Origin of the sequence: Sulfitobacter sp. SK025 (assembly GCF_003352105.1) — a bacterium.
GTDB classification, from domain to species: Bacteria; Pseudomonadota; Alphaproteobacteria; order Rhodobacterales; family Rhodobacteraceae; genus Sulfitobacter; species Sulfitobacter pontiacus.
Genome location: NZ_CP025808.1, coordinates 1,514,603 through 1,532,639, shown reverse-complemented (window position 1 = coordinate 1,532,639; position 18,037 = coordinate 1,514,603). Strand labels below are relative to the sequence as shown.

At 62.0% G+C, this 18,037-nt stretch carries 17 protein-coding genes, 2 tRNA genes and 1 riboswitch; of the genes, 11 read left to right on the top strand and 8 right to left on the bottom strand.

What is annotated here, in order from left to right:
- Positions 1-20: 20 nt before the first annotated feature.
- Positions 21-608 carry a TetR/AcrR family transcriptional regulator gene (locus C1J04_RS07400; protein WP_009826607.1) on the bottom strand — a complete coding sequence of 196 codons (588 nt, stop codon included), beginning with the start codon at positions 606-608 and terminating at the stop codon, positions 21-23.
- A 79-nt stretch (positions 609-687) separates the two neighbouring features.
- On the opposite strand from C1J04_RS07400, the gene C1J04_RS07395 reads away from it, so the two are divergent.
- The 5 genes from C1J04_RS07395 to C1J04_RS07375 all read left to right on the top strand — a co-directional run bounded on the left by C1J04_RS07395 (position 688) and on the right by C1J04_RS07375 (position 4,952).
- On the top strand, positions 688-984 hold the full coding sequence (locus C1J04_RS07395) for a hypothetical protein (RefSeq protein ID WP_009826606.1): 297 nt from the start codon (positions 688-690) through the stop codon (positions 982-984).
- 106 nt (positions 985-1,090) lie between these two features.
- Complete coding sequence (locus C1J04_RS07390) at positions 1,091-2,377, top strand: homoserine dehydrogenase (protein WP_009826605.1); 1,287 nt, start codon at positions 1,091-1,093, stop codon at positions 2,375-2,377.
- 99 nt (positions 2,378-2,476) lie between these two features.
- A complete protein-coding gene (gene recJ, locus C1J04_RS07385; protein ID WP_009826604.1) occupies positions 2,477-4,216 on the top strand; it encodes a single-stranded-DNA-specific exonuclease RecJ in 1,740 nt (579 codons plus the stop codon).
- A 75-nt stretch (positions 4,217-4,291) separates the two neighbouring features.
- Positions 4,292-4,366, top strand: a tRNA-Glu gene (locus tag C1J04_RS07380).
- A gap of 391 nt (positions 4,367-4,757) precedes the next feature.
- The gene (locus tag C1J04_RS07375; protein WP_009826602.1) at positions 4,758-4,952 is read left to right on the top strand and encodes a zinc-binding dehydrogenase; all 195 of its coding nucleotides are present in this window, start codon (positions 4,758-4,760) and stop codon (positions 4,950-4,952) included.
- Between the two features lie 55 nt (positions 4,953-5,007).
- Here C1J04_RS07375 and C1J04_RS07370 read toward each other — a convergent pair whose 3' ends face one another.
- Entirely contained in the window at positions 5,008-5,904 is an 897-nt protein-coding gene (locus C1J04_RS07370) for an AraC family transcriptional regulator (RefSeq protein ID WP_009826601.1), read from the bottom strand.
- Between the two features lie 167 nt (positions 5,905-6,071).
- On the opposite strand from C1J04_RS07370, the gene C1J04_RS07365 reads away from it, so the two are divergent.
- The 6 genes from C1J04_RS07365 to C1J04_RS07340 all read left to right on the top strand — a co-directional run bounded on the left by C1J04_RS07365 (position 6,072) and on the right by C1J04_RS07340 (position 12,195).
- The gene (locus C1J04_RS07365) at positions 6,072-7,019 is read left to right on the top strand and encodes an SDR family oxidoreductase (RefSeq protein WP_037954313.1); all 948 of its coding nucleotides are present in this window, start codon (positions 6,072-6,074) and stop codon (positions 7,017-7,019) included.
- Between the two features lie 184 nt (positions 7,020-7,203).
- Positions 7,204-7,278: transfer RNA gene (locus tag C1J04_RS07360), tRNA-Glu, on the top strand.
- 122 nt (positions 7,279-7,400) lie between these two features.
- A riboswitch (cobalamin riboswitch) is annotated at positions 7,401-7,599 on the top strand.
- A 144-nt stretch (positions 7,600-7,743) separates the two neighbouring features.
- Positions 7,744-8,760 (top strand): ABC transporter substrate-binding protein, encoded by a 1,017-nt coding sequence (locus C1J04_RS07355; RefSeq protein ID WP_009826599.1) that lies wholly within the window; start codon positions 7,744-7,746, stop codon positions 8,758-8,760.
- On the top strand, positions 8,757-9,809 hold the full coding sequence (locus tag C1J04_RS07350) for a FecCD family ABC transporter permease (protein WP_009826598.1): 1,053 nt from the start codon (positions 8,757-8,759) through the stop codon (positions 9,807-9,809). The genes C1J04_RS07355 and C1J04_RS07350 overlap by 4 nt, the downstream gene beginning before the upstream one ends.
- Complete coding sequence (locus tag C1J04_RS07345; protein ID WP_009826597.1) at positions 9,806-10,573, top strand: ABC transporter ATP-binding protein; 768 nt, start codon at positions 9,806-9,808, stop codon at positions 10,571-10,573. The genes C1J04_RS07350 and C1J04_RS07345 overlap by 4 nt, the downstream gene beginning before the upstream one ends.
- Positions 10,574-10,677: 104 nt before the next feature.
- The gene (locus tag C1J04_RS07340) at positions 10,678-12,195 is read left to right on the top strand and encodes a catalase (RefSeq protein WP_009826596.1); all 1,518 of its coding nucleotides are present in this window, start codon (positions 10,678-10,680) and stop codon (positions 12,193-12,195) included.
- 75 nt (positions 12,196-12,270) lie between these two features.
- Here the strand turns inward: C1J04_RS07340 and panC are convergent, their stop codons facing one another.
- From panC to C1J04_RS07310, 6 genes are all read right to left on the bottom strand, one after another.
- A complete protein-coding gene (panC, locus tag C1J04_RS07335) occupies positions 12,271-13,116 on the bottom strand; it encodes a pantoate--beta-alanine ligase (RefSeq protein ID WP_009826595.1) in 846 nt (281 codons plus the stop codon).
- Positions 13,113-13,940 (bottom strand): 3-methyl-2-oxobutanoate hydroxymethyltransferase, encoded by an 828-nt coding sequence (gene panB, locus C1J04_RS07330; RefSeq protein WP_009826594.1) that lies wholly within the window; start codon positions 13,938-13,940, stop codon positions 13,113-13,115. Before panB ends, panC begins: the two co-directional genes overlap by 4 nt.
- A 157-nt stretch (positions 13,941-14,097) precedes the next feature.
- Positions 14,098-15,039 (bottom strand): DMT family transporter, encoded by a 942-nt coding sequence (locus C1J04_RS07325; protein WP_009826593.1) that lies wholly within the window; start codon positions 15,037-15,039, stop codon positions 14,098-14,100.
- A gap of 69 nt (positions 15,040-15,108) precedes the next feature.
- Positions 15,109-16,137 (bottom strand): choline ABC transporter ATP-binding protein, encoded by a 1,029-nt coding sequence (gene choV / locus C1J04_RS07320; RefSeq protein WP_114865320.1) that lies wholly within the window; start codon positions 16,135-16,137, stop codon positions 15,109-15,111.
- A gap of 8 nt (positions 16,138-16,145) precedes the next feature.
- Positions 16,146-16,979, bottom strand: coding sequence for a choline ABC transporter permease subunit (gene choW, locus C1J04_RS07315; RefSeq protein ID WP_009826591.1), 834 nt, complete (start codon positions 16,977-16,979; stop codon positions 16,146-16,148).
- An 84-nt stretch (positions 16,980-17,063) separates the two neighbouring features.
- Positions 17,064-17,987, bottom strand: a complete 924-nt coding sequence (locus C1J04_RS07310; RefSeq protein WP_005852512.1) for a choline ABC transporter substrate-binding protein — start codon at positions 17,985-17,987, stop codon at positions 17,064-17,066.
- Positions 17,988-18,037 lie beyond the last annotated feature (50 nt).

The window sequence follows — 18,037 nt, the reverse complement described above, 5'->3', positions numbered from 1 at the left end:
CCAGCGTCACGCGCGGGGGCCTAACCCGCCGTGACGGACTTGCGCACCATATCCCAATATTGCGCGATCACCTCGTCCAGCGACAGCCGTCCGCCGGCGCGAAACCACGTATTCACCCCTGTCAGCATCGCAATCACCGCCAAGGTCGCGATCTTGGTATCCGCGATGGCGAAATCCCCCGCCGCCGCCCCGTCTCGCAAAATCGTCTCTAGCCGGTCTTCATACTGGCGGCGCAATGCTTCGACCTCGGCGAAATTCTCGGGCGTGAGGTTGCGCAGCTCCATATAAGAGATGAAAACCTCGTCCGGGCGGTCGGCGTGAAAGCGGATGTGAAAATCGACGAATTGGCGCAAGCGATCCACCGCGCTTTGGCTGGGGTCACTTTCGCAGGCCGAAAGCAGGTCGTTCATATGGTCTTGCAACAGGCTGAACAGCAGCGTCTGCTTGTCCGGCGTGTAATTGTACAATGCGCCCGCCTGCACCCCGACTTCCGTCGCCAGTGCCCGCATGGATACGGCGGCAAAACCGTGACGGGCGAAAAGCCGCAACGCTGCCGCGCGGATTTTGGGCCGAGTGATGTCAGAATGTGATCCGGTTGTGCGCGCCATGGGTCAAAGGTTAATTGAACGCATGTTCAAAGGCAAACCCCTGCTTGCGCGAATTCCGTCGCTGGTGCATGACTGATCTATGACGCACCGTATCCTTCTTCCGCTCTGCCTTGCCGCGCTGACGCTGCCCGCGGCCTGCACGCAGTTTCCCGCGCTTGACAGCCGTGCCACGCCCGAGCTTCTCGCCTCGGACTATCCCGCGATTGTGCCGGTCGATCCGCTGCTTGCCAAGGCCGAGGCCGGACAGGTGAACATCCCGCAAACCGAAAACGGGCTGACATCGCGGGTCGAACGGTTGCAGGCGCGCGCGGCGCGCTTGCGCGGATCGGTTCTGTCGGGGTCGGAAAAGCAGCGTTTGTCCCAAGGTTTGCAATAAGGCGCATGCAATGTCGCGTTGCGTGCGCGGTGGGAAAGGGCTACATCGCGGCTAAACCCCCGAAACGCCGCAGCCCGCTGCCGCGCACCACCAAAAGGATTGCACCATGTCACAACCGCTTCGTCTTGGGATTGCCGGATTGGGCACCGTTGGGGTCGGCGTGGTGCGGATCATCCGCAAGCAGGCTGCCTTGATCGAGGCCCGCACCGGTCGCCCCGTCACCATCACCGCCGTCTCTGCCCGCAGCCGCGACAAGGACCGCGGTGTCACATTGTCGGGCTACGCGTGGGAAGATGATCCCGTCGCACTGGCGAAACGTGACGATGTGGATGTCTTTGTCGAACTGATGGGCGGCGACGAAGGCCCCGCCAAGGACGCGACCGAAGCCGCGCTTGCCTCGGGCAAGGATGTGGTCACCGCCAACAAGGCGCTACTGGCGATCCACGGTCAGGCGCTTGCCGAACAAGCCGAAGCCGCGGGCTGCCTGATCCGCTATGAAGCCGCTGTGGCCGGGGGCATCCCCGTGATCAAGGCGCTGACAGAAAGCCTTGCCGGGAACGAGATCACCCGCGTCATGGGCGTGATGAACGGCACCTGCAACTATATCTTGACCCGCATGGAAGAGACCGGCAACGGCTACAACTCCCTGTTCGAGGAGGCCGAGGCGCTTGGCTATCTTGAAGCGGACCCGAACCTTGATGTCGGCGGGATTGACGCGGCGCATAAGCTGGCGATCCTGTCCTCGATCGCGTTTGGCACACAGGTGGATTTCGACGGGATCGAGATCGAAGGCATCCAGCGCGTCAGCATCGACGACATTCAGGCTGCCGCGAATATGGGATACAAGATCAAGCTTCTCGGCGTCGCGCAAATGACCGGCCGCGGGCTGGAACAGCGCATGCAGCCCTGTCTTGTGCCCGACAGCTCTCCGCTGGGGCAACTCGCGGGCGGGACCAATATGATCGTGCTGGAAGGCGATGCGATCGGGCAGATCGTCCTGCGCGGCCCCGGAGCCGGCGAAGGCCCCACCGCCAGCGCCGTATTGTCGGACATCTGCGACATCGCACGCGGCTGGCATGGCCCGGTCTTTGGCCAGAAGGCGGCAACGCTCGCCTCGGCCACCGCAGCCTTGTCGCAGCGCCCCGCCGCCTTCTATCTGCGCATGGGCCTGCTGGACAAACCCGGTGCCCTGGCCAAAGTCGCCACCGTTCTGGGCGAGGCCGGCATCAGCATCGACCGCATGCGCCAGACCGAACACCGCAGCGATCAGGCACCCGTCTTGATCGTTACCCATAAATGCAGCCGCACCGCGCTGGACGAGGCTCTGGCCGCGATGGAGAAAACCGGTGTGCTGGCAAGCGATCCTGTGGCGCTGCGGATCGAGGATCTGTAACCCCGAGGGGCGCGGCCGCGTCCCTGCCCTGCCCATTGTGGGGAGGATGGGACGGATGCCTTCGGCGAGGATTTTTGACCATTTGGAAGGGGGAGATGCATGAGCTTTCTAGGTGTTGATGCGTCTTTGACGGGGCGTCGCTGGGTGGGCCCCGGTGTCGAGGTGGAACGCGCGACCGAAGTTCTGGTGCAGCAGACCAGCCTGCCGCTGGCCCTGTGTCAGGTGCTGGCGCGGCGCGGTGTGGCGGCGGAAGAAGCCGAAGCGTTTCTTGCGCCGTCGTTGCGCGATCTGCTGCCTGACCCGCGTTCCCTGCGCGACATGGAAAAAGCCGCGACGCGGTTTCTTGCTGCGGTCAAAGCGCGTCAGCGGATTGCCGTTTTTGCGGATTATGATGTGGATGGTGGCAGCTCTGCCGCGCTGCTGCTGGTCTGGCTGCGCGAGATGGGCTGCGCCGCGACGCTTTATGTGCCGGACCGGATCGACGAAGGATATGGCCCCAATGACGCCGCGATGGCCGAGCTGGCCGCGGCCCATGATCTGATCGTCTGCGTTGACTGCGGGACGTTGTCGCATGGGCCGGTGGCCGCAGCGGTCGGGGCGGATGTCGTTATTCTGGACCACCACCTGGGCGGAGAGACCCTGCCCGACGCCTTGGCCGTGGTGAACCCCAACCGGCAAGATGAAGACGGTGCCTTGGCGCATCTTTGTGCCGCGGCAGTGGTGTTCTTGATGCTGGTCGAGGCAGGGCGCCAACTGCGCGAAGCGGGCGCACGCGGGCCTGACCTGATGGCGCTGTTGGATCTGGTGGGGCTGGCCACGGTGGCCGATGTCGCCCCGTTGATCGGCGTGAACCGCGCCTTTGTGCGTCAGGGGCTACGCGTCATGGCGCGGCGCGACAGGTTGGGGCTTGCCGCCTTGGCCGATGTGGCGCGGATGGATACGGCCCCGGCGGCCTATCATCTTGGGTTTCTGCTTGGCCCGCGGATCAACGCGGGCGGGCGCATCGGGCAAGCGGATCTGGGGGCAAGGCTGCTGGCCTGCGATGATCCCCATGAGGCGCAGTCGCTTGCCGAAAAGCTGGACCTGCTGAACACCGAACGCCGCGATGTCGAAACCGCTGTCCGCGCCGCCGCGCTGGATCAGGCAGAGGCCCGCGGCTTTGACGCGCCTTTGGTCTGGGCCTCGGGCGCGGGCTGGCACCCGGGCGTGGTGGGCATCGTCGCCTCGCGTTTGAAAGAGGCGTCCAACCGGCCGTCGATCGTGATCGGGTTCGAGGATGGCATCGGCAAAGGCTCTGGCCGCTCTGTCTCGGGGATCGATCTGGGCGCGCCGATCCAGCGGCTGGCGGCCGAGGGGCTGCTGATCAAGGGCGGCGGGCATAAGATGGCCGCCGGTCTGACCGTGGCCGAAGACAAGCTGGACGCCGCCATGGCGCGGCTGTCAGAGCTACTGGCCAAGCAGGGCGCGCATCTGGCCGGTGCCGCAGACCTGAAGCTGGACGGCATGTTGATGCCCGCCGCCGCGACGGTGGAACTGGCGCAGCAAGTGGAACAAGCAGGCCCCTTCGGGGCCGGTGCCCCTGCCCCGCGATATGCCTTTGCCGACATGCAGATCCGCTTTGCCAAGCGGGTGGGTGAAAGCCACCTCAAGATCAGTTTTGGTGACGGCAACAACACCAAAATGGACGCCATCGCCTTTGGCGCATTTGACGGCCCGCTTGGCCCGGCACTGGAAAATCACGGTGGTGCACGGTTCCATCTGGCCGGTCGTCTGGACATCAATACCTGGCGCGGCCGACAGTCTGTGCAGCTGCGTCTGGAAGATGCGGCACCTGCGTAAAAATTTTTCATTTTCTTTCGATTTCTGCTTGCGCGCCTGCGCCGCATTCCTTAGAGAAGCGCTCACAAGCTAAGTGGCCCGTTCGTCTATCGGTTAGGACGTCAGGTTTTCAACCTGAAAAGAGGGGTTCGACTCCCCTACGGGCTGCCACTTGTACCTTTACCCGACATTATGAAGACAATACCCCATGAGCCCGGGCGAGATGTGTTTGCCGCTGTTTCTGCGCTGTTCGATCTCGCGCGGCGGGCTGGAAGGCTAAGCTCTGATGTCTCTGACGGCGGTTTGCGTTTCGCCTATTACATCCATAATCAGAAAACTGAGCTCAAGATCAGGTCAATTACATGAATCACGGCAGTCTTTAGGTGGGCATCAGACACACCCGAGGATGACCACCATGAAAGCCATGACCCTTACCGCCTAGGGTGGCAACGCGACGTTCGAGGCCGCCGCCCTGAACGCCCATATCGCGTCGACCTTTGGGCTGCTGGAAATCGGCCTGTCCCCTGCGCACTTCAAAGGGCTGTCGCTGCATATCATCTTTATGCTGCTTCCAATGCTTGCCAACCAAGGCCGTGAAAAGCACGAGGAGATCCTGACCAAACTGGCAGAGTTTGTGGACGCAGGGGCGCTCAAGCCCTTGCTTGATGACCAGAGATTCGACCTCGATACGGTGGGCGGGGCCTATGACCGCCTGACCAGCGGGCAGGCCATCGGCAAGGTGGTTGTAGACGTCTGATCATACCACCAGACTTGTGCAAAGGAGCTGCCAACGCACAGGCGCTGGCAGCCCCTTATTGGCCCATTTCAACCGGAAACTGCTGGGCATCCCCCCATTGGCGCGGTGATTGCCCGTACATCCGCCTGAATTCGCGACTGAATTGCGACGGGCTGACATATCCCACGTCGACCGCAGCCTCGTTCACCGACATGCCGCCTGCGATCTTCATCGCCGCATTGTTGAGCCGCATGGATTTGACAAACTGGATCGGGGCCATCGTCGTCACCTGCTTGAACTTACGGTGAAAGGCGGCGCGGCTCATCCCGGCGCGGGACGCCATATCATCGATAGAGATCGGCGCGTCCAGGTGAGAGGATACATGCGCGATCGACCGTGCAATCGCATTGCCCGCCCCGAAGGCCTGTCTGGCAAAGCGCCCTGCCTCCCCCTTCAGGATCGCGTAGTAAAGCTCGCGCAGCCGTGCCTCGCCAAGGATCGCCGTATCCGCCGGATTGCCACCCAATTGCAGCAAACGCAGCAGCGCGTCGGCAAAGGCATCATCCCAAGCGGCCAGCCTGATCCCCTGCGCGCGCAAACCGCCTTTGACCTCGGGAATCACATTGCCGGTATTTTCCATCTCCATCGACAGTTCTGTCATCATCCGCTTATCGAGCGAAATGATAGCCCCGTAGAGCGGGCTTTCGGCAGAGGCGGTCGGCGTGCCGGCCTTCACCGGCATCGACATCGGGCAGCACATATATCGGCTGTCGTCATAGATGTACCTGTGCCCGTCCAGCACGGCCTCTTTCGCCCCGCTGACGATAGCAATAACGCTGGGTTCATAGACCGCCGGCACGCAAGGAATCGCCTGCGTGGCCCGAAACAGGCGCACCCCGTCAATGCCGGTTCCCGTCAGCCCCTCTTGGGTCGCGTTGTTCTGAATTAGCTGTCTGATCTGGTCTTTGCTCATGAGCGCAATCTACTGCGTCACATCCGCCTTTCGCAAGCGCGTGATACAATCAGGCAAGTATTCGCGACGATCTCGCCTGTTTTGAGAGCCAACCGAGAGCTATTTACCCTTCAACATCAAACACAGCGCGCATCGCTGCCGCGCTGACATCGAAAAGGAACATGACGATGAAGGACACGACTTTCGGACCCAAAGGCTGGACACCTGATCGCCTTGGATCGCTCAAGGGGAAAACATATCTCATCACCGGCACGACGGCCGGTGCGGGCTTTCAGGCCACGCGCATCCTGCTGTCCAAGGGGGCAAAAGTCGTCATGCTGAACCGCAACGCCGACAAGTCCCTCGCCGCGGTCAAAACGCTCAAGGACGCCTTCGGTCCCAACGCCGAGGTGAGCTTTGTGCGAATGGACCTGTCTGATCTGGCCAGCGTGCGCGCCGCGGCTGAAGAGGTGCAAAGCACCGTTCCCCGGATTGACGCGCTGATCTGCAACGCTGCCATCGCGCAGGTGCCAACACAGCAACTGACCGTTGACGGGTTCGAAAGCCAGCTTGGCACCAACCACTACGGACACTTCCTGCTGTGCGGGATGCTGTTTGATCGCATTCAGGAAAGCGCGGGCCGGATCGTCGTGGTGTCCAGCCTCGGGTACAACATGGGGATCAAGACGATCCAGTTCGACGACATGAACTGGGACAAGAACTATAGCGCCAACGCGGTCTACAGCCAAAGCAAGCTGGCGCAGATGATGTTTGCCTATGAGCTTCAGGACCGGCTGAAAGCGACCGACAGTCGCGTTGAGGTATACGTCTGCCACCCCGGCGCGTCGGCGACCTCGCTGATCAGCACAAGCGGCGGGCTTTTCACACGGGTCACCTGGTGGATGATGAGCAAGACGCCAATGGTGCAATCCGCCGAAAAAGGCGCGTATCCCGAGGTCATGTGCGCGACCGAAGACGGGTTGGCGCAGCGCGCGCTTTATGGCCCGACCGGATGGCTGCAAACCGGAGGGCCCGTTGGCAAAGGCACGCTGAACCCCCATGCCTACGACAAACCCGTGATGGAGAAACTCTGGACCGTCTCCGAAAAAGCGACGGGTTTTCACTGGGAAACCTAAGGGAAACGCGCGCCCGCATCCCGAGCGCGGCGCGCGTTTCACACGGCGATCCCCTCTCGCCATACGCCCCTTGGAATACGGCATTAAAATCTGTGATTTTTTTGCCGTATTTCCCCGCTTTCTCATGCGGCTTACACTTGCGCCCGCCGATGGCTTTGCCTAAAGAAGCGCTCACAAGTTAAGTGGCCCGTTCGTCTATCGGTTAGGACGTCAGGTTTTCAACCTGAAAAGAGGGGTTCGACTCCCCTACGGGCTGCCACTTGGTTTTCCATCCGTTTGTTATTTGCCTCTCGCCCGTTCTGCGGAACCGTGGCCTGCGTTATTTGCCTTTGTCACGCGATGACGACCGCAAAAACGCAACTTGACGGGTGGGCGGACAACTGTCATCGAAACCGGGTCGGTTTCCTTCGGGAAATAATAGGGAATTCGCCATCCGCGCTTTGCTGTGGATGAACCGGAACTGCCCCCGCAACTGTAGACGGTGAGCTACCTCCATCATGCCACTGGGCCTAAAGGTCCGGGAAGGCGGGGACAGCCGCGATCCGTCAGTCAGGAGACCTGCCGACACTGAACCTGAAACACCGGGCGGGGTTGCTCGGGAGAGGATGATGATGGGACCGGATCTTACCACAAGCGCAGACCAAAATGCGCCCGCGCGCCGTTTGGCTGGCCCCTTCTCTTTCTATTCAAAGACCCCGGCATCGGACCAACCGGAGCCCTTGATATGAAACCATTTTTTTCCAGCCTGACCCTGATTGCGAGCCTTGCAGGCAGCACCGCGCTTGGCGCAGAGACAGACTATCCGCTGACCATCGACAACTGCGGCCATACGCTCAGCTTTGACGCGGCACCCCAGACCACCGTCACCATCGGGCAATCCACGACAGAGATCCTGTATCTGCTGGGCCAGCAGGACCGGATCGCGGGAACCTCTGTCTGGTTCAGCCCCGTTTTGCCAGAGTTCAAAGAGACAAACGATGCGATTGAACGGCTGGCGGACAACGACCCCAGCTTTGAAAGCGTGTTGGGCAAACGCCCCGATCTGGTCACCGTGATGTATGAATGGCACGTCGGCCCCGAAGGTATGGTCGGCACCCGCGACAGCTTTCACGAGGTGGGCGTGCCGACCTATGTGATGCCCACCGATTGCGCGGCCAAGGATAACTCTGTCGGCGCGGACGGCACGCGATCCGAACTGTTCACGACCCAGCAGCTGTATACCAGCATCGAAGAGCTCGCCCTGATCTACAACGCGCAAGACGCCGGTGCCACGCTGCTGGCAGACCTGCAATCGCGCGAGGCAAAGGCGGTCGAGAAAGCCAAATCGCTGAACCTGCCCCAAGGCACCTCGGCGCTGTTCTGGTTCTCGTCGTCCGAGATGGCGGCGGACCCTTATGTCGCAGGTCAACAGGGTGTGCCCGCCTATATGATGGACAAGCTTGGCGTCGAAAACGTCGTGACCTCGGCCGAGGAATGGCCGCTGGTCGGCTGGGAGACTCTGGCGAAGTCCGACCCGACGTTCATCGTGCTTGCCAAAATGGACCGCCGCCGCTTCCCCGCGGATGACATCGAGAAAAAGCGCGCCTTCCTGATGAACGACCCCGTCGCCCGCGAGATGACCGCGGTGAAAGAGGGCCGCATCATCACGATGGACGCCCATGCGATGGACCCGACCGTGCGTGCGATCTATGCGCTGGAAACGATGGCTGACGCGCTGTCCGGTTTCGATCTGGCCGAATGACCGCAATCGACCGCTCTGTGACGCGCAGGCCGCAGTGGCACTGGTGGGTGATTATCCCGCCCGTGCTGTTGGCCGCACTGCTGTTTGGTGCGGCCATCGGCGAGGTCTCTATCCCGCCGCTGGTGGTGCTGAAGGTGCTGGCCAACAAGGCGCTGAACGCGGGCTATGCGGTCGACAAAATTGACGAAGGCATCGTGTGGAACTACCGCATGGCGCGGGCCGTGGTGGCGATGTGCTGTGGTGCCGGTCTGGCGCTGTCGGGCGTCGTGTTGCAGGCACTGCTGCGCAATGCGCTGGCGGATCCCTATCTGCTGGGCATCTCTGCGGGGGCGTCCACAGGCGCTGTTGCGGTAACCATCCTCGGGCTGGGGGGTGGTGCCATTTCGCTGTCTATCGGTGCGTTCAGCGGGGCGCTGGTGGCCTTTGCCTTTGTCGCCTTGCTGGCGCAGGCGGCGGGGGGCGGTGTGGGCCTGCGGGCCGCGGGCGTGATCGTGCTGGCCGGTATTGCGGGCAGCCAGATGTTCAACGCCCTGACCGCGCTGATGATCACGAAATCGGCCAATGCCGAACAGGCCCGTGCCATCATGTTCTGGCTTTTGGGGAATATGTCGGGCGTGCGCTGGCCCGATGTACTAAGCGCCCTACCCGCGGCGATGATCGGTCTGCTGGCCTGTCTGTGGCACGCCCGCGCGCTGGATGCCTTTACCTTCGGCAGCGACAGCGCCGCGTCCTTGGGCATTCCGGTGCGCCGCGTGCAACTGCTGCTGATCGGCACGGCGGCGCTGGTCACGGCGGTAATGGTCTCGGTGGTGGGTGCGATCGGCTTTGTCGGGCTGGTGATCCCCCATGCCATGCGCATCGTCGTGGGGCATCGTCATGCGATCCTCGTGCCTGCTTCCGCACTGGCGGGGGCGGTGTTTCTGGTCTTTGCCGATGTGATTTCGCGGGTGATTGTACCGGGCCAGGTGCTGCCCATCGGCGTGGTGACCGCTTTGGTCGGCGCGCCTGTCTTTGCACTGATCCTGATTGGCAAAAGGACGTCGCCATGATTCTGTCCTGTCACGAACTGGGCTGGCGGGTGCGCAACCGCGCCATTGTCAACGATGTGTCCCTGTCCTTGCGGCCGGGCGAAAAGCTGGGGCTGATCGGGCCGAACGGGTCCGGCAAATCCACGTTGCTTCATATGCTTGCCGGTATTCAGAAACCCTCGCGCGGGCGGGTCGAGCTGGACGGCGCACCGCTGGCAAAGATGCGCCAGCGCGACATTGCACAGCGGCTGGCCCTGGTCGAACAACACGCCGATACCGCAGATCGCATCACCGTGCGCCATGCCGTTGAACTGGGCCGCACCCCGTGGTTGTCCGCCCTGCGCGGGTGGAGCGCAGGGGACGACGCCATCGTCACGCAGGCGCTGGCGGATGTGGATCTGTCGGGCTTTGGCGACCGCCACTGGCATACGCTGTCGGGCGGTGAACAACAGCGCGTTCATATCGCCCGTGCACTGGCCCAAAGGCCGCAAGTGCTGCTGCTGGACGAGCCGACAAACCATCTGGATATCCGCCACCAGCTGTCGATCCTTGATCTGATCCAGCGCTTGCCGACAACGGCGATCATCGCCCTGCATGACCTGAACCAAGCCACGCTCTGCGACCGGATCTGCGTCTTGCAAGATGGCAAGCTGCGCGCCATTGGCACCCCCTCCGAGATCATGACCGAAACCCTCCTGCGCGAGGTCTTTGGCGTCTGCGGGCATTTCCTTGTCGATCCGGCGGATAACGCGCAGGTGATCCGCTTTCACACGGCGACCCACTAAGCGCGCCAGGCGGCCACAGCTCTATCCAACTCCTTACGCATTTGGACGGGAACCATCCGTCACGCTACAGGTTTTGCCTGTGGACCCTGAAGGAGTAGCTACAGATGACCGACAAGAAGCAAACCCCTCCCACAACCACAGACGCCGGCATTCGCGTTCAAAGCGATGAACATTCGCTGACCGTAGGCCCCGATGGCCCGATCGTGTTGAATGACCACTATCTGCTTGAACAGATGGCGAATTTTAACCGTGAACGTATTCCAGAGCGCCAGCCCCACGCCAAAGGCTCGGGCGCATTTGGCACCTTCGAGACGACGCAAGACGTGTCGAAATACACGATGGCGAATATCTTCCAGCCCGGCGCGAAATGCGATGTGGTGATGCGGTTTTCAACCGTGGCAGGCGAACGCGGCAGCCCCGATACATGGCGCGACCCGCGCGGCTTCTCGGTCAAGATGTACACCGACGAAGGCATCTTTGACATGGTCGGCAACAACACCCCGATCTTCTTTGTCCGCGATCCGATCAAGTTCCAGCAGTTCATCCGCAGCCAGAAACGCCGTGCGGATAACAACATGCGCGACCACGATATGCAGTGGGACTTCTGGACGCTCTCGCCCGAAAGCGCACATCAGGTGACCTATCTTATGGGCGACCGCGGCATTCCGAAAAACTGGCGCGAGATGAACGGCTACTCCAGCCACACATATTCGCTGGTCAATGCCGAGGGCGAAAAATTCTGGGTCAAGTTCCACTTCCACACCGATCAGGGCGACGGCAATGCCTACCTTAGCCAGGACGAAGCCGACAAGCTGGCGGGGACCAACGGCGATTACCACCGCGCCGATCTGTTCAACAACATCCGCGACGGGAACCACCCCAGCTGGACGCTCAAGTGGCAGATCATGCCTTACGAGGATGCCAAGACCTATCGCATCAACCCGTTTGATCTGACCAAGGTCTGGCCGCACGAGGACTACCCGCTGATCGAGGTCGGCAAGCTGACCCTGAACCGCAACCCTACCGATTTCCATACAGAGATCGAACAGGCCGCGTTCGAGCCGAACAATATGGTGCCGGGCGTGGGTCTGTCGCCAGACAAGATGCTGTTGGCACGGGGCTTTTCCTACGCGGACGCGCACCGCGCGCGGCTGGGTGTGAACTACAAGCAGATTCCGGTCAACAAACCTGTCTCGCCCACCCATAGTTATTCGAAAGACGGGGCGGGCCGGACTGAAAATGTGTCTGATCCGGTATATGCGCCCAACTCCTACGGTGGGCCCTCTGCGCAGCCGCATCAGCATGAAGCGGGCCTGTGGTATTCCGATGGCGACATGGTACGTCAGGCCTATACCCTGCGCCCCGATGACGATGATTGGAGCCAGGCCGGCAAGCTTGTCCGCGAGGTGATGGACGCCGATGCCCGCGAACGTTTGGTGTCGAACGTGGTGGGGCACCTGTGCGACGGTGTCAGCGAAAAGGTGCTGGTCCGTGCCTTTGAATACTGGCGCAACATCGACAAAGACACCGGCGACAAGATCGAGGCCGGTGTGCGCGAGAAGCTGGGCGGGGAATCCAAAGCCCCCGGCATGGCTTCTGCCCTCAGCATCGGCGGCAAGTAACGCCGATACATTCCAAGCGAGACGATCAGCGGGGCCTTCACGGGCCCCGCTTTTCTTTGTCTAACCGATGAAGATTTAACCGACGGCGATATTGTCGATCAGCCGCACACCGGCCAGCCACGCGGCGGCCAACAGACGTGCGGGGCGGTCGGGCGTGGTCATCAGCTCCAACTGGTCAGCAGATCGCAGGTCAAGGTATTCTACCTGCGTAAAGCCCGCACGTTCCACCCGCGACACTGCCGCCGCGCGGATCGTTTCGAGATCGCCACCAGCAAGCAGCCCCTCTGACATCTCCTCCATCGCGCGGTGAAGTTCGGGGGCCCAGGTGCGGGCGCGATCCGACAGCAGCAGGTTGCGCGAGGACATGGCCAGACCGTCCTCCTCGCGGATGGTGGGGCAGCCGATCACCTCTATCGGCAGGTCCAGATCCCGCGCCAGACGGGTCACTACCTGAAGCTGCTGATAATCCTTTTCGCCAAAGAACGCCTTGTCCGCCTGGGTCTGGGTAAAGAGCTTGGTCACGATGGTTGCAACCCCGTCGAAATGCCCTGCCCGATGCGCCCCGCACAGCCCTTGGGTGATGCCTTCGACCGACACAGTTGTCGCGAAACCGTTGGGGTACATCTGTTCCCCATCTGGCACATAGACGACATCCGCCTTCAGCGCGATCAGCTTGCGCGCGTCCTCTTCCTCGGTGCGGGGGTAGTTCTTGTAGTCCTCAGGGTTGTTGAATTGCTTGGGGTTGATGAAGATCGTCACGATCACACGGTCGCACGCCTCTTTTGCGGCCCGCACGAGGCTCAGGTGCCCCTGATGCAGCGCGCCCATCGTCGGCACCACGGCGACGCTTTCGCCCGCGGCTTTCCATCCGGCGACCTTGCTGCGCAGTTCAACCAGCGTGCGGATAATTTCGGGTGTCATGTTTTGGAAACCTCGTCAGAAAATACATGCTCGGGTCCGGGGAAGGATCGCGCCGTGACCTCGTCGGCATAGGCCTGCACCGCGGCCTTTGCATCATCGCCCAGATGGGCATAGCGTTTTACGAATTTCGCCTTGAAGGCGGTGAACAGCCCCAGCATGTCATCGACCACCAGAATTTGCCCGTCGCATTGCGCTGACGCGCCGATGCCGATGGTGGGAATGGCGACCGTTTCAGTGATCTGGTCCGCCAAAGCCTGCGGCACTTTCTCAAGCACCACGGCAAAGGCCCCTGCCCGCGTCACCGCCTGCGCATCGGCCATAAGCTGCGTGGCCGCCGCACCGCGCCCCTGCACCTTGTACCCGCCAAGCGTGTGGATCGACTGCGGCGTCAGGCCGATATGCGCCATCACCGGAATGCCGCGTTTGGTCAGGAAGGCGATGGTGTCTTCCATCACCTCCCCCCCTTCAAGCTTGACCGCACCGGCACCGGTTTCACGCATCAAACGTGCCGCGTTCTCAAAGGCTTGTGCAGGGCTTTGCTCGTAGCTGCCAAAGGGCATATCGATCACCAACATCGACTGTGTCAGCCCGCGCCGCACCGCTTGACCGTGCAGGATCATCATCTCCATCGTGACCTCAAGCGTCGAGGGCAGCCCGTGCAGCACCATCCCCACTGAATCGCCCACAAGCACGAAATCGCAGATGCCATCCATCACTTGCGCCATCGGCGTGGTATAGGCGGTCAGGCTCACCAGCGGAGCTCCCCCTTTGCGGGCCAGAATATCCGTCGGCATGGGGGCGGTCTTGCGGGCAGTGGCGCTCATCTGTGGCGGTCCTTTTTGGTAAGGTCGTCATTGCAATCTATCGGGGCCATGGCGGGGCATGGGGCGGCTTGGCGATGCTTCTAGACTAAAACGCCGCGATGTAGGTAGCAAAAGCGCAAGAATTTTACCCATGTCGCTGCGTCAGTCGAATCCGATACTACTTGGGCGGGATCGGAGCCACTGGCTGTGCGCCCCGCCCCGTGGGCACGGTCAGCACCAGCAGGCAAAGCACGACCAGCCCCACGCCCGCCCAGCCAAGGGGGGGCAAGCGTTCGCCCACCACGACCACGGCCAGCAGTGCTGCGACCACCGGCTCGATCAGCGTCAGGGTCGTGGCGGTACTCGCCCGCACCCGCGACAGCCCGTAGCCGAAACAGATATAGCCCAGAAACATCGGCACAAACGCCATATAAAGCCCGACCGCCGCGTTCCCCCACGAGGCCAGCAGCGGGCCGCCGGTCGCCAACAGCACAGGCATCAGCATCAGCCCGCCCAGTCCAAAGGTGGCACCCATGGCCACCGAAGACCGCAGGCCGCGCAGCATCATCGCGCGCGCCGTCCAGCTATAAAGCGCATAGGTAAACCCGCCAAGCAGACCCAGCACGACCCCAAGCGGCACATTGGTGCCCCCCACGGCCCCATGCCCGCCCTCGGCCAGACAGATCAGCACCATGCCCGCCACGCCCGCCAGCGCGCCAAGGCTCCACCGAAGGGTCAGCAAAGATCGCTCCATTACATATTCGATCAGCGCGGCAAACAGGGGCGCGGTGCCGATGGTGACGACGGTCCCGATGGTCACCCCCGCCAACCGCATGGAGCCATAGAACGCCAGCGGATAGATCATCACCGCCAAGGCCCCCAGCAGCAGCAACCCACGCTGCTGCCAAAGTTGCGCACGCGCATGGGCGATGCCCCGCAGCGCCAGCAGCGCCTGCCCGATGCCGCCGATCCCCATCGCCGCGGCACCGATCGCCGCAGCACTCACGTCAGGGGCAAAGGTCGCGGCGGTGCCGGTGGTGCCCCAGACGGTGCCCGCAAAAAGCACGCCCGCCACGCCAAGCGCATTGCTCTGGCGGCCCGAGCTTCCCTGATCCGTCATCCTCTCATCCCCTGCGCTGCGCGGTCCTGTGGCGTAGTGATGACCCGCCAAGCGCCTGAGGTCAAAGCATCATTCGGACTGCAAGCGCGATACGATACTGCCTGCGGTCACGGTGCCGATCGTCTCTCCGTCCTCGACCACGGGGATCGCCTGCGCATCATCGCCGATCTTGCCAATCAGCTCGGCCACCGGCGTCTCGGCGGCGACGGCCCCGTCTGACTTCGCGGAGGGTGGGCCCATCACATCACGGGCAGTCAGCACGCCAAGCGGGTTCATATTGGCCACGAACTCCGCCACATAGTCCGACGCGGGGTTCGAAAAAATCTCGCGCGGGGTGCCGCACTGCACAATGCGCCCGCCCTCCATAATCGCGATACGCCCGCCCAGTTTGAAGGCTTCGTCCAGATCGTGGCTGACGAAGATGATCGTGCGTTTCAGCTCGCGCTGCAGATCAAGCAGCTCGTCCTGCAGGCGGGTGCGGATCAGCGGATCAAGGGCTGAGAAAGGCTCGTCCATCAGCAGGATCGGGGCTTCGGTGGCAAAGGCGCGGGCCAGCCCCACCCGTTGCTGCATCCCGCCCGACAGCTCGCTGACCTTGCGGTCGGCCCAATCGGCCAGCCCGACAAGCCTAAGCTGCGCCTCTGCCCGTTCAAGCCGTTCGCGTTTGGGAACATCGGCCAGTTCCAGCCCAAGCGCCACGTTATCGCGCACCGTGCGCCACGGCAGCAGTCCGAACTGCTGGAACACCATCGACACACATTCGCGGCGCACGCGGCGCAGATCCGCGGCAGAGCTGGCAGTGACATCGCAGCTCCAGTCGCCATCATGCACCCGCACCGATCCACGCACCAACGGGTTCAACCCGTTGACCGCGCGCAGCAAGGTGGATTTGCCAGAGCCGGACAAGCCCATCAGCACAAGGATCTCGCCCTGTTTGACGTCAAGCGTGCAGTTATGCACCCCGAGGATCTGCCCTGTCTCGGCCTCGATCTCGGCACGGTCTTGTCCGGCGTCCATCAAGGGCAGCGCCTTGGCCGGTTTCGGGCCAAAGACGATGGATACATTGTCGAATTCGACGGCGTTTGCGGGGTTGGTCATTTGATCGCTCATTTACGTGTCACCCGTAGCATCCGGTCCAGCATGATGGCGACCACGACGATGATCAGCCCCGATTCAAAGCCAAGCCCCGTGTTCACCTGATTAAGCGCGCGCACCACCGGCACGCCAAGGCCATCCGCCCCCACGAGGGCCGCGATCACCACCATCGACAACGAAAGCATGATCGTCTGGTTCAGACCGGTCATGATCTGCGGCAGCGCATAGGGCAGTTCGATCTTCCACAGGGTCTGGCTGGGCTTCGCCCCAAAGGCCTGCGCGGCCTCAAGCAGCGCCTTGGGGGTGGAGGCGATACCAAGCTGCGTCAACCGGATCGGCGCAGGCAGGACAAAGATCACCGTCGCGATCAGCCCCGGCACCATGCCGATGCCGAAAAAGACAATCGCGGGAATAAGATAGACGAAGGTGGGCAGCGTCTGCATCAGGTCCAGCACCGGTGCCATATAGCGGTACATGCGCGGTCGATGCGCCGCGGCGATGCCGATGGGAACGCCGACGCCCATGCAGACCACACAGGCCGACAGCACCAGCGTCAGGCTTTCGGTGGTTTCTTCCCAGTAATCCTGATTGAGGATGAACAGGAACCCCAACACGATCAGCAGCGGGGTTTTCCAGTTGCGCTGGATCGCCCAGGTCAACGCGCCAAAGACAGCGATAACGATCAGCGGATGTGGCGTTTGCAGCACCCAGAGGATCGCGTCAATCAACCACTCCATCGCGACGGCCAGCCCGTCGAACAGCCACCCCGCGTTGATCAGCAGCCAATCAAAAACCGCCTCTGCGGCGTCATCAATCGGGATCTTGTTATCGGTGAGCCAGTTCATGGGAACCTCCGGAGGCTGGTATCATGCAATGATGGCAAAAAGGGCCCGCCCGATGGCAGGCCCTTTTCACATCCTAAGGGTAGATTACTCGACGATGGTCTTGGCGGCCGCCATCGCGTCGCCACCGTCCACGGTGGTCACGCCGTCCAGCCATGTGTCGAGCACATCAGGGTTCGCCTTGATCCAGGCTGTCGCCGCATCGCGGGGCTCTTCGCCGTCATCCAGAATGGCCCCCATGATCTCGTTCTCCATGGCGAGGGTGAATTCCAGATTGGTCAGCAGCTTGCCCACGTTAGGGCATTCCTCGACAAAACCGGCGCGGGTGTTTGTGTGCACGGTCGCACCGCCCAGATCGGGGCCAAAGAAATCGTCCCCGCCTTCCAGATAGGTAAGATCAAAGTTCGCGTTCATCGGGTGCGGTTCCCAACCAAGGAAGACGATAGGCTCGCCCTTGGCGGACAGGCGTTTGACCTGTGCCAGCATCCCCTGCTCCGAGGATTCCTTGACCTCGAACTCGGCCAGATCAAAGGCGTTGTCGTCGATCATCGACTGGATCAGGCGGTTGCCGTCATTGCCCGGCTCGATGCCATAGATCTGACCGTCCAGCGCGTCTGCATTGGCAGCGATATCGGCAAAATTCTTGATCCCCATATCAGCGGCGGCTTTGTTCACGGCCAGCGTGTATTTCGCGCCAGTCAGGTTCGCGCGCACTGTGTCAACGCTGCCATCCTCGCGGTAGGGGGCGATGTCCGCCTCCATCGTGGGCATCCAGTTGCCAAGAAACACATCCACGTCGCCTGCGGCCATCGACGTGTAGGTCACTGGAACGGAAAGGATTTTCACGTCTGTTTCATAGCCCAAGGCGTCCAGCACAACGGTGGTCGCGGCAGTGGTCGCGGTGATGTCGGTCCAACCTACGTCGGAAAAGGTGATCTCGTCACAGCTTGCGGCAGCAAGGCTGCTGGCAAGGGACAGGGTAAGGGCGGTGGTTGCTGCAAGAACTTTCATGGCAGAGGAACTCCCGTTATGTTTATTGTTGATCGCGTAATAGAGCGCGA

What these genes read in the sequence shown, in the direction of transcription:
- C1J04_RS07375 (WP_009826602.1), top strand. Translation starts at nt 4,758, where the DNA reads ATGCTGCTTCCAATGCTTGCCAACCAAGGCCGTGAAAAGCACGAGGAG.
- C1J04_RS07325 (WP_009826593.1), bottom strand. Translation starts at nt 15,039, where the DNA reads ATGACGGATCAGGGAAGCTCGGGCCGCCAGAGCAATGCGCTTGGCGTG.
- C1J04_RS07340 (WP_009826596.1), top strand. Translation starts at nt 10,678, where the DNA reads ATGACCGACAAGAAGCAAACCCCTCCCACAACCACAGACGCCGGCATT.
- C1J04_RS07310 (WP_005852512.1), bottom strand. Translation starts at nt 17,987, where the DNA reads ATGAAAGTTCTTGCAGCAACCACCGCCCTTACCCTGTCCCTTGCCAGC.
- C1J04_RS07355 (WP_009826599.1), top strand. Translation starts at nt 7,744, where the DNA reads ATGAAACCATTTTTTTCCAGCCTGACCCTGATTGCGAGCCTTGCAGGC.
- choV (WP_114865320.1), bottom strand. Translation starts at nt 16,137, where the DNA reads ATGACCAACCCCGCAAACGCCGTCGAATTCGACAATGTATCCATCGTC.
- C1J04_RS07395 (WP_009826606.1), top strand. Translation starts at nt 688, where the DNA reads ATGACGCACCGTATCCTTCTTCCGCTCTGCCTTGCCGCGCTGACGCTG.
- C1J04_RS07390 (WP_009826605.1), top strand. Translation starts at nt 1,091, where the DNA reads ATGTCACAACCGCTTCGTCTTGGGATTGCCGGATTGGGCACCGTTGGG.
- panC (WP_009826595.1), bottom strand. Translation starts at nt 13,116, where the DNA reads ATGACACCCGAAATTATCCGCACGCTGGTTGAACTGCGCAGCAAGGTC.
- C1J04_RS07350 (WP_009826598.1), top strand. Translation starts at nt 8,757, where the DNA reads ATGACCGCAATCGACCGCTCTGTGACGCGCAGGCCGCAGTGGCACTGG.
- panB (WP_009826594.1), bottom strand. Translation starts at nt 13,940, where the DNA reads ATGAGCGCCACTGCCCGCAAGACCGCCCCCATGCCGACGGATATTCTG.
- C1J04_RS07370 (WP_009826601.1), bottom strand. Translation starts at nt 5,904, where the DNA reads ATGAGCAAAGACCAGATCAGACAGCTAATTCAGAACAACGCGACCCAA.
- C1J04_RS07365 (WP_037954313.1), top strand. Translation starts at nt 6,072, where the DNA reads ATGAAGGACACGACTTTCGGACCCAAAGGCTGGACACCTGATCGCCTT.
- recJ (WP_009826604.1), top strand. Translation starts at nt 2,477, where the DNA reads ATGAGCTTTCTAGGTGTTGATGCGTCTTTGACGGGGCGTCGCTGGGTG.
- choW (WP_009826591.1), bottom strand. Translation starts at nt 16,979, where the DNA reads ATGAACTGGCTCACCGATAACAAGATCCCGATTGATGACGCCGCAGAG.
- C1J04_RS07345 (WP_009826597.1), top strand. Translation starts at nt 9,806, where the DNA reads ATGATTCTGTCCTGTCACGAACTGGGCTGGCGGGTGCGCAACCGCGCC.
- C1J04_RS07400 (WP_009826607.1), bottom strand. Translation starts at nt 608, where the DNA reads ATGGCGCGCACAACCGGATCACATTCTGACATCACTCGGCCCAAAATC.